The organism is Halobacillus sp. Marseille-Q1614 (assembly GCF_902809865.1).
In the GTDB taxonomy this organism is placed as follows: Bacteria; Bacillota; Bacilli; order Bacillales; family Halobacillaceae; genus Halobacillus_A.
The window spans coordinates 842,015-855,499 of the sequence record NZ_CADDWH010000001.1; the positions used below are offsets into that span (position 1 = coordinate 842,015).

Here is a 13,485-nt window from a genome sequence, read left to right on the forward strand (position 1 = left end):
GGAGAGTAATGGTGTTCCTTTACCTACTATGGTTAAGAGGTATTGCTGATATGATAAACGCATTTAACAGGGCGTTTAATCAAAAAGTGCAAAGTATTTAATAATTGCTTCTGCATGTCGTCCACAATATCAGTCCGCGCTCAGTATAGAGTGAAAGCACAAAAAGGGATTCCTAACTCAATCATAATTATCGCTAAGTTGCTAAACGGGGATTACCTAAGTTGAAACGCCTATTAAGTAGGCTATTGAGGATGATACCAAGTGGTAAAAAGCAAGGTATGTGGCTCATGAAAAATCAATAAGGTAACGGAGTTCTCGTAGTAGTCCAAGCTAGGGAAAGCCTGGCATATGGCGAAGGGGAACAGTCTATCCTATCTAAAAAAACAAAAGGAAGGTTATGGTGGAGACCATGCGAAGACCTGAATTAATTTTAGACATTCTAAGAGAAAAAGCCGGAAATAAAGATTATGTATTTGAAGGGCTCTACAAAAATCTCTATAATCCTGACTTCTACCTAAAAGCATATGGGAAGATATATGCTAAAGAAGGTAATATGACGAAGGGAACGGACGGGAAAACAATAGATGGCTTTAATCTTGAACTTGTAGAAAAGCTAATCGAATCGCTAAAGGACGAGTCCTACAGACCCAATCCTGCAAAAAGAATATACATCCCTAAGAAAAACGGAAAGAAAAGACCATTAGGAATACCATCTTTCAATGATAAATTAGTCCAAGAAGTTGTAAAACAAATATTAGAAAGCATTTACGAGGAACGTTTCCTCGATTCATCACATGGCTTCAGACCCAAGAAGAGTTGCCATACCGCACTAATGGAAGTGAAAAGTAAATGCTCAGGTGTGAAATGGTGGATTGAGGGAGATATTAAAGGCTTTTTCGACAACATCGAACACCACACATTAATCAAGCTATTAAGAAAAACGATAAAGGACGAAAAATTTATCAACTTAATTTGGAAATTCCTAAAGGCGGGCTACGTTGAAGACTGGACGTTAAACCACACTTACAGTGGAACTCCGCAAGGCGGAATTATCAGTCCTATTCTGGCCAATATCTACCTTCACGAATTAGATAAGTTCCTGGAGGAGTTGAAAGCAACCTTCAACGGAGGTAAGAGACGAAGAAATAATCCTGAATATCACAGTCTGAACAGTAAAATATGGAATCGTAATAAAAAACTTAGGGATCAAAAGCTCAGCGAGGAAGAAGCAAAACAAGTTAAAAACGAGATTAAAGAACTGTCGAGACAAAGAGAAAAACTCTCGTCGGAAGATCCAATGGACGAGAACTTCAAGCGACTACAATACGTTCGTTATGCAGACGACTTTGTAGTAGCAGTCATAGGAAGCAAGGATTTCACACGACAAATTAGAGATGAAATTGCCAATTTTCTAAGTAGTAGTCTGAGGTTAGAACTCTCAATGGAAAAAACACTTATAACGCATGCAGCTTCCAAACGAATGTCCTTTTTAGGATACGAGGTAAGCGTTGGAGGAAACAAGAAAACAACCTCCTCTAATGGCATTACCAGAAGAAGCGTAAAAGGTATTCCTATGTTACATCTACCACATGAAAAGATGCGAGACTTCTTATTTAGAAATCGTTACATGGTAGAGAAAAACGGACAGTGGAAAGCATGTCATCGCGCTAACTTAATTCATAACGACGATATAGAAATTCTATCAAGTTATAACGCAGAAATAAGAGGGTTCTATGAATACTATAAATTGGCAGTAGACGTAAGAAAGTTAAGTGGTGTCCACAATATCATTAAGACAAGCTGCGCCATGACACTAGCCAACAAATACAAAACATCTTGCCACAAAATTTATCGGAAGTTTGACCAAAATGGCACCTTCGGTGTTTTTTTCAAAACAACAAAAGGAACAAGATTTCGTCCCTTCTATAATGAAGGTTTTAAGACAGTCAAAATCCCTTCTCAAAGAAACATGGGACTGTTGGAAAACCACATAGATTCTCAACCCAATCAAATGAAATATAAAGCACGCACTTCTATTGAAAATAGATTACTAGCCAACAAATGCGAGCATTGCGGAAGAGAAGGAAAATGTGAAGTCCATCATGTGAGGAAATTAAAAGACCTCAAAGGTAAGAAAAAATGGGAAGAATTTATGATAGCTAGAAATCGAAAAACTCTTGTCCTTTGTAGAAGTTGTCATGTCAAACTCCACGCCGGAAAATTGGATTAGAATGACTCTAGGATAGATGGCGAGCCGTATACTCCGAAAGGAGTACGTACGGTTCTGAGGGGAGTTCTTAGAAACCTACCGTTAGAAATACGGAAAGGCGCTGGGTTCTTACCTTACAATACAAAGAAGAAAAGTGAGAGTGCTCTTGATTTTCTTACAAAGTTTAGCCGAGAGGCCAGGAAGTATTTTGGTGCTCTTCTCTATGCCAGTCACACCATCCGTGATTTTGTTCCTGAGGGTTCGGATCAGAGTATGGTAGAGGAAATCAAGAAGCTTTTTGAACTGACCCAATACAAAATTATTATGCAGCAAGATAGTAACAACTTAGAGATGATGCAGCAAATATTCATGGGGCAGTTAAGCCAAAGTGAATTAAAAGATATCCCTTACCTACAAACAGGGGAGACGATGTTAAGCATCCGTGCGGTTGAAAACATTCGTTTCAAGGTAGAGGTATCGGACGAAGAATTAGCCTTGTTTGGAGGAGGTGCATAAGGATGCCTTGGTCCCTCCTCCTGGGGTTAGTCCCTCGGAAAGTATGGCTTTGGTTGATTGGTATTCTGGTAGCTCTTTTCCTTCTACAAATGCTTTTGTATGCTTCAGTCATTACAGGGTTAATCGGTTATCAAAAGTCTTCCTCCAGTGAGGACGTGAGGTCCGTTGATGTGGTAAATGGAACAGCGCAAGTTTCAGCCGCACTAGAAGAGTACCGTCCTCTGTTTGAAGAATATGCTGAAAAGTATGGGGTGTCCAAGTATGTGGAGCTTCTCTTGGCCAAAACGATGCAGGAATCTGGTGGACGTCTTGATGATGTGATGCAAGCAAGTGAGTCTCTCGGTCTACCTCCAAACACGATAGAGGATCCTGAAAGAAGCATTAATGTCGGGATCCGATACTTCTCTGAAATGCTGGAGAAAGCAGGGGGAGATATTAAGCTAACCCTCCAAGCTTATAACTTCGGTGGAGGGTTCATTGATTACGCAAACGAACACAACAATGGAGAATACAGCAAAGAGTTAGCGATCGAATTTTCAAGAATGAAGTACCAGGAATTGAAGCATACAGGCATGTATTCCTGCATTAGACCTGAATCGGCAGAAACAGGAGCTTGTTATGGGGATATTGGTTATGTTGAGGCCGTTTTAAGTTACCTTAAAGGTGGAGTTATTGAAGCAGATTTACAACCTACGGGAGATTGGGTTATGCCCGTTGAAGGAGCACTCACACAAACCTCTGATTACGGCATGCGCTCAGATCCCTTTGATGGAACACCGGACATGCATAGAGGGATTGATTTTGCTTGTACGAACGCCGTAACGCCTATTCAAAGCGTAGATAACGGTCAAGTGGTTGGTGTGGTAAGAAAAAACTCTGGATATGGAAATAACGTTCTTGTCAAACATGAAGAGGGACTTTATAGTCACTATGCTCATTTGTATACGATAAGTGTACAAAACGGGGAGATGATTCAAAAAGGAACAAAAGTAGGCAAGTGTGGTTCGACAGGAAACTCTACAGGTCCCCATCTACATTTCGAAGTTCGGACCAAAAAACAGTATCGTTCTGATGTGAATCCTGCACCCTATCTTGGACTTTAAGAAAGGAGAACGTTGATGAATAGACGTGTTCTTTTTGTCCTGTTTGTCGTTCTGTTAATTGTTCTCACATCGGTTAATATATATGCTGCACGCACAGAATCGAGTGATGATCTACAGGAAAGCTTGCATCAATTAAAAGTGAAAAACGAAAAGATTATGGAAGAAAACACTGAATTAGAGATGACATTACAAAAACAGGAACCTGCTGACATTCAAGCGAGATATGACGCTTTAGTGAAGCAGGTTTCTGTGTTTATAGAGGTTGCTTTTACACAGGATAAAGAGACCTACCAAGAAAGGAAAAAAGAAGCACACAAGGTGATGAGTAAAGATTTAGCTGCAACCTTCTTTCCTACAGATACCTATAAAGGAAACAGGAAAACGGAGGCGGATGAAGTAGAAATTTTCATCAAAACAGGTAATCTCACAAACAATAAAGCTAGCGTATTAGTTAAGTTTAAACACACGCTCTATTCTTTACAGAGCGATCAAAAACAGGTGTCTCCTGTGTTCCTCAGAATAAATGCTCATAGAGAAGAAGGGCACTGGGTAATAACAGATTTTCAAGACGTAGAAGAGGAGGGCTATTCATGAAGAAACAAACGAAACACATCACGGAAGGAACCTCAAAAAAATATCTTATTGGATTAAGCGTCATGGCTATGGCGCTTCTTTTTTTCTTGTTTTCTGGTTTTATATTTGGTGATGAAAAGCAGAGTAAAGTTCAACAAACGCCTGTCAATGAACCTCTAAACTTACAAGGATCAGGCGAACTGACCATAAAAGACTGGGTTTATAATCCAACGAAAAAGTTGATGGTTGTCACCTTAAATCTTAATAAATCAACCACTTTATTAGATGGAAAGTTAAGCTTCACGGCTCAGGAAAAAGAGCATCCAAAACGCGATTTACCAACGCACGTTGAGTATAACGATGAAAGCAGATATGTCATTAGCATCCAACAGGTAAGTCCTTCCTTTGATGTAATGGCCTTAGATATAAATAAGGAAAATGCCAATACGCTTTTAACGGAAGAGAGTACTCAAAATTCCTTGAAAGAGGGTGAGGAAAAGAAAGAGTTGGCACGTATTTATACAGATCAACGTAGAGTGGAAATGGACAAACAAATAACCATCTTAACGGAGCAGAAATATGAAGTAGATGCTGTATCTGAACAGATCGAAGAGGCAAAAGAAACAATAAAAGAGAAGAAGGAAAGTATTCAAATGATCGATGAACGAATCAAAGAAATTGAACAGAAAAACGTTGAATTAGAATCAGAGCTTCTTTACGAAACGGAGGAAGAGAAAAAGCAAACGGAGGCTAGAATTCATCACCTAGAAAATGAGAAAGACCAGATCAATCAAGAGGCAGCTGAACATGAACTAACTATTCAAACCATCGTTGAAAAGATTGAAATGTTAGAAGAAAAAAGAGAAATGATTTCGAACTAAAAAGGACGAAGGTTGTTATTAAGGACAACACAGGGGCCGCACATCTCCTGTGCAGGGACCACACATCACGTCGAATACACGAATGAACGTTCCTGTTTTAGCCGCACAGCGACCGCACATCTGGAGATTTTCTTGTTCCCTCGTTTTGCCCGGCTCTGCCGGGATTCACACGCCAAGTGGGAACAAAAACCCCTTATGCTCTTCTCTTTATTCACTAGTTTTAGGGACTTCATCAAAGGGAGTGATTGTAATGGAAGTTAGAATTCGATATATGGATCCGAAAACTGTTCAACGAATTGACGAACTTGCGGAAGAAAAAGGATTAAGTCGGCAAGAGTTTTTACATGCTCAATTGAATCAGTTAGCTGTCTTTCGAGAAGAGAACTATCGTGAACAAAGACTGCAGCAATTAGTCGATCGCAACATTCAAACGATGGCTCATTGTTATACAGCGATTCGAGAAATGAATGATCTCTTACAGATTGAAGAACCAGGTGAAGAAGCATGAGTGAAACCGTAACGCCTGGAGTGGTTTTAAAAACAAAATTCGTGACTGCAAATAAAAAAGGATTCCAAGATTATGTGCAATACGTAGATCGTGAAGAGGCCAAAGGAAAGGGGGATGCTCATCGGTCCATGTTTAGTTTATATAATCACTATATGGACGATCCGGATAAAACATCTGCCTTGTTTACCCAGCAATCGGATCGTTTATCGGTGGAAGGAAAACAGGGCATTAAATCTTTGTTTGAACAAGCTCAAAAGAAGAACAGTATCATGTGGCAGGACGTCATTACCTTTGATAATGATTGGCTTCAAAAACAAGGTGTTTATGATTCAAAGACACACACTTTAGATGAAGAAGCTTTGAAGCAAGTAACACGGAAATCTATGCAGGCCATGATGAAAAAAGAAGGATTGCAAAAGAGTGCTGTATGGTCGGCTGCTATTCACTATAACACCGATAACATTCATATTCATGTGGCTACAGTCGAACCAAACCCGACTCGTGACCGTGGAAAGCGAAAACCGAAAACATTAGACGCGATGAAAAGCGAAGTCGTGAATGGATTGTTAGATCGAACGCAAGAACGAAATCAAATTAACACGTTGATTCGTGACCATATGGTGAATGAAAAGAAAGAAAATAGCAGCATGAAATGGAGCAATAGAGAAATAAAACCTCTGTTCCTCGATGTGTATAATCACTTGCCTAAGGATAAGCGACAGTGGCACTATGGCTATCAAACACTGAATCCTATTCGACCGAAGATTGATAAACTAACGACAAGGTATTTAGATAAGTATCACGCCAAAAATATGAACCAGCTACATGAAAAATTGGATCAAGAAGTCAATGAATTAAAACAAGCCTATGGGGATGGACCTAAGGATAAGAAGCGATATCAGCATTACAAACAAAACAAGTTGGATGACCTCTATAAACGAATGGGCAATGCGTTCTTACAAGAAATGAAACGGTACGATCGTCAGCAGTATCCTAGACAAACTACCAATACAAATGCCCCTTATAAGTCCATGCCTTCCGGGATTCAATTGCAACGTTCCTTGAGAAGCATTCAACGTTCGTTGGGGCAAACGTATGACCAGTTTATCAATGACTTGGATCATCAAAAGTTGGAACGAGAAATCGAAAGAGAAAGGTAGGGGACATGAATGAGAAAACGTCAAAATGTCACGTTGCATGAAGAGACAATTGCGTTAATTAAAGAGTATCAGGAACAGCATCATATTCGTTATCCTGGTGAAGCTTTAGACCGTATGATTGAGGAATGGGAAGCACAGAATGCGAAGGAACAATCACAAGAATATCTCATGAGTTTGATGGCTCAACATTTTCAAGACGTGTTTTCTGAAGAGATGAAACGACTGCGGTTAGCAGCCAATCGAAGCGATAAAAACACGCAAGTCCTTCTGGAATTAATGAACGGTTTTGCGATGGACCAAAACTTAGAAAGCTGTGTTACTACACCGATCTTTGAGAGCCAAGCGATGAAGGATGCGAGGCAAGCGGTAGAAGAAAGAATCAGTCATCAGCGTCAGAAGAGAATAAGTGCTGGAGATACTCAACCAGCATCCAGATAGTGGTACTCACTAGGAATTATCTAACAAAGGAGTTGAAGGAATGCTTTTGTTTAATAGCGATTATGAAGTGGGTGTGTTTAAGCGTTTAAGTGAAAATAATGAGCTCGTGATGGAGGTGGGACAGGAGGAATATACCTTAACGTTAAGTGAAGAGGAAATGGATGATCTTGAACAGCATTTAGTGAATCAAGAAAACTTACTCATTCCTTTTCATAAGAAAACAAAGGAACTAATATTAAATACAGAATCTAATTACGATGAGGAAGAAATGGAAGAACTCATGAACATTAGTGAGGGAGTTGAGGATCATGGCGAAGACTAAACGATCCTATAAACAGAAATCACCGGAAAAGGTAAAAGAGGAGGTTAATCGACTGACAGAGGGGATGGAAAAAAGTATTTCGAACCACTTTCATTCTCCCGAACAAATGAAAGAGTATCTAGACTTTATGGGTAAGTTCCATCGTTATTCTCCACGTAATACAGCACTCATTGATTCACAGTTCCCAGGGGCTGAAGCTGTAGGATCTTACGCCTTCTGGAAAGAAAAGGGATTTTCCGTAAACAAAGGAGAGAAAAGCCTAAAGGTTCTCGTGCCCAATCGGCTAGGTAAGCAGTTTCAAAATGAAGAGGGCGAATGGAAACCCTTGAAATATGCGACGAAAACAGAAAAGCAACAAGTCAAAGACGGTCAACTCAATAAACGAGATGGCCGTCTTGTTTATTCTACCGGGAGTGTGTTTGATGTTTCTCAGACAACAGCCACTCAAAAAGATTTGCCACAAATCTTTCCTAACAAATGGATCGATGGGGAGGTTCAAAATTACAGCCAGCTTCGAAAAGGGATGGAGGATATAGCTGATAACAATAACATTCAAATTGTAGAGCCTTATGAAGAGTTAGGAGCAGCTAAAGGCGTAAGTTATACAGGGAAAGGAGAAGTCGCTCTTAATCCGCGTAACTCTGAGCGTCAAGATACAAAAACTTTATTACATGAATTGACTCACGCCAAGCTTCATACGAAGGAAAATATGAGCGACTACACCAAACCGGAGAAAGAATTTCAGGCTGAAATGACAGCTTATACGGTTGCTTCTTATTTCAATATTGACACCAGTGACTACTCATTAGATTATCTGCATCACTGGACTAAGGACCATGAATTTAAAGACCACGAAAGCTTATTACAAGAAGTTCAGGCAACCGCTAAAGAATTCATTACAACCATTGAAGAATCTATGGGCCAAGAAAAGGAAGGGGAGAAAGATATGAGTGTTAAAGAACAAAAACATGAAATGGAAGAGGAGAAAAAAGAAAGAGAGATATTACCTTCAGAAAAGCTTCGGGAGATGTACAGAAGCCAGGTGAGCAAGTCTGAGAAGGGTAGCGGGCCTTTTGTTAAGGCCGAAGAGGAATATTCTCATCAAGACTTCAAAGATGCTTATAAAAAAGAGCTCATGAACTTTATTGAACCAACCGTCGGAAAAGAATTGGATAAAGAAGAAAACAGTGACCGCCAAGAACGTTTAAATCAGATGCGTACTTTTCAGGAGACTCATAGTAAAGAAGAGGTCTACCAGCTTAAGAAAGAATCTCTTCAAGAATTAAAAGAGCTGCCTTTAACGGATCGTGGAGAACAACGACTATCCCAAATTGAAAGTAAGTTAGATGGAGAATTCCATGAAGAGAAAGAAAGCACCACTTCGAAAATGAAGAATGGAAAAGGGGGTAAGGAGGATTTTCAACAGAAAGAAAAGCAAAAAGAAAAAGTAGAGGTTGAACGCTAGACAGGGAGAGTTTCTCCCTGTCTTTTTTTATATCTAATTTTAGAAAGGAGGAAGTGCTGCATGGCCAAACATGTAAGCGCGGACCAAGTGGAGGTTGCTCGTAATGTGGATCTTATAGACTATCTGGAGCGTAAAGGGGAGCCATTGAAAAGAGAGGGAAGATATTACCGACATCAAGTTCACGACAGCTTAGTGATTAAAGACCAGATGTATGCCTGGAACTCTAGAGACGAAAAAGGAGCTGGAGTAATTAACTTTGCCAAAATGTTTTATGGAATGAATTTTCCAGAAGCTGTCCTCGATCTGAATGAACAAGGTTATAAAGTGAAAGACAACGTCCAAAAGCAAAAGCCTAAGAAACCTTATCAATATCCTTTCCAATATGAAATGAACGATAAGACAAAGGCTAAGGGTTATCTTACGAATGAACGGAAGATTCATCCTAAGATTATCAACTGGCTTGATAAAAAGGACTTAATTGCACAGGACAAGCTCGGGAATGTGGTGTTTAAGTGGAAGCAGCAGGGAGAGATTGTTGGAGCAGACCGCCAAGGAACCTCTCCAATGAAAGATGGACGAATGTTTAAAGGGATTGATAGGAACAGTCATGGATCGGCTGGATTTTCGGTTGATATAGGAAAGCCAAATTCTATTTATCTGTTTGAGAGTCCGATCGATGCGTTATCGTACTGGAGTATTAAGAAAGGGAAGTTACAAGATACTCGCTTAGTTTCCATGTCTGGACTTAAGCGACAGACCATGATTGATGAAATCAAACGGATGGGCAAGGAAGGCCATAAGGTGAATCACATAACTTTCTGTACGGATAATGATAAGGCTGGTAGGGAGTTTGCAGTAAAGTATCAAAATTTATTCAAAAATGATGTATCGTCAAATTATTTTCCAAAAGAGAAAGATTGGAATGAAGATTTAAAAAAAGAAACTAAATTATCTAAAAGAAGAAATCCTTTTCAACCCATAATTAATATGGATATTAATTCAATGAGCAAATAGTTTCTTCGTGGTAAGTACTAGAAGGATTATATTTCCTAAGTGGTATAGGAATATAAAAATAGCAATAGACCAATTAAATATGTCTAAAAAGGATATTCAAATTCGATTAGAAAGAGAAGCCGATAGTAACACTGAGAAGGATCGAAGTGATGTTAGTAGAGTTCTTGATCATGAATTAGAAGATAACGATATTGAGAATTACGATTTAGAAATTAAGGTCAACTATAATAGAATTACCAATGCGTATAGAAAAAGAAGGTGAATCACAGAGCAGGTGCTTTGGAGTATTTACGGTTAAAGTTTGTATAAACGTCTTGCTGCATGAAATTCTTTATTAAGGAGGATAACTGCTTATGATAGAATCGAAGTATATATAATTGATAATCAGTTTATGTAAATTAGAGACTTTTTAATGGGAACGTGTGAAAGCTGACAGTAGCTGTCACTAAACGAATTAAACTAGATTAAAGAAATAGACATAGGAGTGTGTATGAGTATGGGCGCAGAATTAAATTCAAAATTATTCAGTGCTGCGGATAATCTTCGCAGTAAGATGGATGCTTCGGAGTACAAGAACTATTTACTGGGGCTGATCTTCTACAAGTACCTCTCGGATAAGCTGTTATTGAAAGTGGTTGAACTGGCAGATGAATCAATGGATACATACGATACGCCGGAAAAGCAGACTGAGCTTTATGAAGAGCTCTTGTCAGATGAGGATACGAAGGAAGATTTGATTGCAACGGTCGTCGATACACTCGGTTATGATATTGAACCGCCGTATCTGTTTAGTGTGCTTGCCGAACAGGCGAAGAAGAATGTGTTTCAATTAAATGACCTGAACAAAGCGTTTATCCAGCTAACCACGAAGTATGATGCCTTCAGTGGGTTATTTGACGATGTGGATCTGCAGTCCAAGAAGTTGGGGTCAGACGATCAGCAACGAAACGTCACGGTGACAGACGTGATTAAAAAGCTGAATGATGTGGATCTCATTGGTTATGAGGGTGACGTGATTGGTGATGCGTATGAGTATTTAATCGGCCAGTTTGCATCGGAAGCCGGTAAGAAAGCCGGTGAATTCTACACCCCGCATATGGTATCCGACATGATGGCACAGATTGTGGCTATCGGTCAGGAAGATAAAAAATGGTTTAGTGTCTTTGACCCGACCATGGGATCAGGCTCACTCATGCTGAATGTGCGGAATTATCTCAATCATCCGGATAAAGTGAAGTACCACGGTCAGGAATTGAACACAACGACGTTTAACTTAGCGAAGATGAACCTGATCCTGCATGGTGTTGACCCGGAGGAAATGCGGGTGCGTAACGGGGATACGTTGAATAAGGACTGGCCAACGGATGAACCATATACCTTTGACTCTGTTGTGATGAACCCGCCATACTCTGCAAAGTGGTCCGCGGATGATACTTTCCTGGATGATTCACGTTTTAATCGTTACGGGAAGTTGGCTCCGAAATCGAAAGCGGATTTTGCTTTCGTACTTCATGGCTATTATCACTTGAAAGAAACCGGTACGATGGCGATTGTTCTTCCGCACGGGATTCTGTTCCGGGGCGCTGCGGAAGGTGTGATCCGCAAAAAGCTCCTTGAAGACGGCAGTATTTATGCAGTCATCGGGATGCCTCCAAACCTATTCTTCGGGACGTCGATTCCAACTACCGTTCTGATTCTGAAGAAGAATCGAAGCACACGTGATGTTTTGTTCATTGATGCGAGCCGGGAATTTATCAAGGGTAAGAATCAGAATAAGTTATCGAAAGAGAATATAGAGAAGATCGTTAATACGTACAATAAGCGTGAAAGTGTTGATAAGTACGCTCATCTTGCGACGTTTGAAGAGATCAAAGAGAACGATTATAACTTAAATATCCCAAGATATGTGGATACGTTTGAAGAAGAAGAACCTGTGGATATGAAAGCAGTTGGCACTGAAATGAAGGAGATTCAACAGAATAAAGAGGCACTGCAGAAGAGTTTGTTTGAAGATATTTCATCCCTTCAATACAGTGAGGAAGATGCGGAATGGATTCAAGGGGCGTTAGAGGTGTTTAAAGATGGAAAATAAGAAGACCCCGGAAATTCGTTTTAATGAGTTTAATGATAAATGGGATTTATATAGACTTGGCGATATCTCTGAAAGTATGGAGTACGGTCTAAATGCTAGTTCAAAAGTGTTTGATGGAGAAAATAAATATTTGAGGATTACTGACATTGATGAAAACTCAAATAAGTTTTCACCAATAAAATTAACTTCTCCTTCTGTAGATGTTAAAAACCTAGAACATTATCAATTGAGGTTTGGGGATATTGTATTTGCTAGAACTGGGGCAAGTACTGGCAAAACATATTGTTATGAAGAGGAAGATGGAAAAGTCTTTTATGCTGGATTTTTAATTAGAGCCAGAATAAAATCTGAATTTGATCCTAGGTTTATTTTCCAAAATACATTAACGAAACGATATCATAATTTTGTTAAAATTTCATCGCAAAGATCTGGTCAACCTGGTATAAATGCGAAAGACTATTCAAATTTCAGTATTATGGTTCCACCATATAAAGAACAACAAAAAATCGGCCAATACTTCAAACAACTCGATGATCGAATCGCCTTTCAGCAACGCCAGATCGAATTATTAAAAGAAAGCAAACAAGGCTTTTTGCAGAAGATGTTTCCGAAGGATGGCGAGCGTGTGCCGGAGGTTCGGTTTGATGGGTTTAGTGGGGAGTGGAAACTGCGTAAATTAAGTGATGTTGCAAAATATCGTAATGGAAAGGCGCATGAAAAAAATATTGATGAAAATGGACAATATGTCGTAGTTAATTCAAAATTTGTTTCATCGAATGGAAATGTAAAAAAATATACCAAAAATTTAATTGAACCTTTAACTTCGGGGGAAATAGCGTTTGTGCTCTCTGATGTTCCGAATGGAAAAGCACTTGCAAGGACATATATAATAGATTCTTGTGACAAATTCAGCCTTAATCAACGAATCGCTGGTATTAAGCCTAAAGAAGATACTGATTCATATTTCTTAAGTATTTTATTGAATAGAAATGTATATTTTTTGAAATTTGATAGCGGAGTAGGACAAACTAATTTATCAAGGCAAGAAGTTGAAAGCTTTTCAAATTATTATCCTACATACCATGAACAACAAAAAATAGGCGAATTCTTCAAAAACCTCGATGATACAATTGTTATTCACGAGAAAGAACTCAAACTTTTACGAGAAACCAAAAAAGGATTCCTGCAAAAAATGTTTGTCTAG

The 13,485-nt window shown here is 39.2% G+C and carries 12 protein-coding genes and 1 pseudogene; all 13 read left to right on the forward strand.

All coding sequences use genetic code 11. From position 1 onward, the window contains the following. The first annotated feature begins 409 nt into the window (after window positions 1-409). On the forward strand, window positions 410-2,230 hold the full coding sequence (locus HUS26_RS04150) for a reverse transcriptase/maturase family protein (RefSeq protein WP_173918738.1): 1,821 nt from the start codon (window positions 410-412) through the stop codon (window positions 2,228-2,230). A 117-nt stretch (window positions 2,231-2,347) separates the two neighbouring features. After that, window positions 2,348-2,725: pseudogene (locus HUS26_RS04155) on the forward strand (type IV secretion system protein VirB4); the annotation flags it as partial. Between the two features lie 2 nt (window positions 2,726-2,727). Beyond that, a complete protein-coding gene (locus tag HUS26_RS04160) occupies window positions 2,728-3,828 on the forward strand; it encodes a lysozyme family protein (RefSeq protein WP_173915951.1) in 1,101 nt (366 codons plus the stop codon). 15 nt (window positions 3,829-3,843) lie between these two features. After that, entirely contained in the window at window positions 3,844-4,422 is a 579-nt protein-coding gene (locus HUS26_RS04165; RefSeq protein WP_173915952.1) for a hypothetical protein, read from the forward strand. Continuing rightward, the gene (locus HUS26_RS04170) at window positions 4,419-5,282 is read left to right on the forward strand and encodes a hypothetical protein (RefSeq protein WP_173915953.1); all 864 of its coding nucleotides are present in this window, start codon (window positions 4,419-4,421) and stop codon (window positions 5,280-5,282) included. The genes HUS26_RS04165 and HUS26_RS04170 overlap by 4 nt, the downstream gene beginning before the upstream one ends. A 250-nt stretch (window positions 5,283-5,532) precedes the next feature. Beyond that, on the forward strand, window positions 5,533-5,790 hold the full coding sequence (locus tag HUS26_RS04175) for a hypothetical protein (RefSeq protein ID WP_173915954.1): 258 nt from the start codon (window positions 5,533-5,535) through the stop codon (window positions 5,788-5,790). Then, window positions 5,787-6,950, forward strand: coding sequence for a MobP2 family relaxase (gene mobP2, locus HUS26_RS04180; RefSeq protein WP_173915955.1), 1,164 nt, complete (start codon window positions 5,787-5,789; stop codon window positions 6,948-6,950). Before HUS26_RS04175 ends, mobP2 begins: the two co-directional genes overlap by 4 nt. Window positions 6,951-6,959: 9 nt before the next feature. After that, on the forward strand, window positions 6,960-7,388 hold the full coding sequence (locus tag HUS26_RS04185) for a hypothetical protein (protein WP_173915956.1): 429 nt from the start codon (window positions 6,960-6,962) through the stop codon (window positions 7,386-7,388). A 40-nt stretch (window positions 7,389-7,428) separates the two neighbouring features. Continuing rightward, the gene (locus HUS26_RS04190) at window positions 7,429-7,710 is read left to right on the forward strand and encodes a hypothetical protein (protein ID WP_173915957.1); all 282 of its coding nucleotides are present in this window, start codon (window positions 7,429-7,431) and stop codon (window positions 7,708-7,710) included. Next, a complete protein-coding gene (locus HUS26_RS04195) occupies window positions 7,697-9,175 on the forward strand; it encodes an ImmA/IrrE family metallo-endopeptidase (RefSeq protein WP_173915958.1) in 1,479 nt (492 codons plus the stop codon). The genes HUS26_RS04190 and HUS26_RS04195 overlap by 14 nt, the downstream gene beginning before the upstream one ends. Window positions 9,176-9,235: 60 nt before the next feature. Beyond that, complete coding sequence (locus tag HUS26_RS04200) at window positions 9,236-10,189, forward strand: toprim domain-containing protein (RefSeq protein ID WP_173915959.1); 954 nt, start codon at window positions 9,236-9,238, stop codon at window positions 10,187-10,189. A 496-nt stretch (window positions 10,190-10,685) separates the two neighbouring features. Further along, window positions 10,686-12,281 (forward strand): type I restriction-modification system subunit M, encoded by a 1,596-nt coding sequence (locus HUS26_RS04205; protein WP_173915960.1) that lies wholly within the window; start codon window positions 10,686-10,688, stop codon window positions 12,279-12,281. Then, window positions 12,271-13,485 (forward strand): restriction endonuclease subunit S, encoded by a 1,215-nt coding sequence (locus tag HUS26_RS04210; protein WP_173915961.1) that lies wholly within the window; start codon window positions 12,271-12,273, stop codon window positions 13,483-13,485. Before HUS26_RS04205 ends, HUS26_RS04210 begins: the two co-directional genes overlap by 11 nt.

Excerpts from the sequence above, each read along its gene's own strand:
- HUS26_RS04150 (WP_173918738.1), top strand. The coding sequence starts at position 410 with ATGCGAAGACCTGAATTAATTTTAGACATTCTAAGAGAAAAAGCCGGA.
- HUS26_RS04160 (WP_173915951.1), top strand. The coding sequence starts at position 2,728 with ATGCCTTGGTCCCTCCTCCTGGGGTTAGTCCCTCGGAAAGTATGGCTT.
- HUS26_RS04165 (WP_173915952.1), top strand. The coding sequence starts at position 3,844 with ATGAATAGACGTGTTCTTTTTGTCCTGTTTGTCGTTCTGTTAATTGTT.
- HUS26_RS04170 (WP_173915953.1), top strand. The coding sequence starts at position 4,419 with ATGAAGAAACAAACGAAACACATCACGGAAGGAACCTCAAAAAAATAT.
- HUS26_RS04175 (WP_173915954.1), top strand. The coding sequence starts at position 5,533 with ATGGAAGTTAGAATTCGATATATGGATCCGAAAACTGTTCAACGAATT.
- mobP2 (WP_173915955.1), top strand. The coding sequence starts at position 5,787 with ATGAGTGAAACCGTAACGCCTGGAGTGGTTTTAAAAACAAAATTCGTG.
- HUS26_RS04185 (WP_173915956.1), top strand. The coding sequence starts at position 6,960 with ATGAGAAAACGTCAAAATGTCACGTTGCATGAAGAGACAATTGCGTTA.
- HUS26_RS04190 (WP_173915957.1), top strand. The coding sequence starts at position 7,429 with ATGCTTTTGTTTAATAGCGATTATGAAGTGGGTGTGTTTAAGCGTTTA.
- HUS26_RS04195 (WP_173915958.1), top strand. The coding sequence starts at position 7,697 with ATGGCGAAGACTAAACGATCCTATAAACAGAAATCACCGGAAAAGGTA.
- HUS26_RS04200 (WP_173915959.1), top strand. The coding sequence starts at position 9,236 with ATGGCCAAACATGTAAGCGCGGACCAAGTGGAGGTTGCTCGTAATGTG.
- HUS26_RS04205 (WP_173915960.1), top strand. The coding sequence starts at position 10,686 with ATGGGCGCAGAATTAAATTCAAAATTATTCAGTGCTGCGGATAATCTT.
- HUS26_RS04210 (WP_173915961.1), top strand. The coding sequence starts at position 12,271 with ATGGAAAATAAGAAGACCCCGGAAATTCGTTTTAATGAGTTTAATGAT.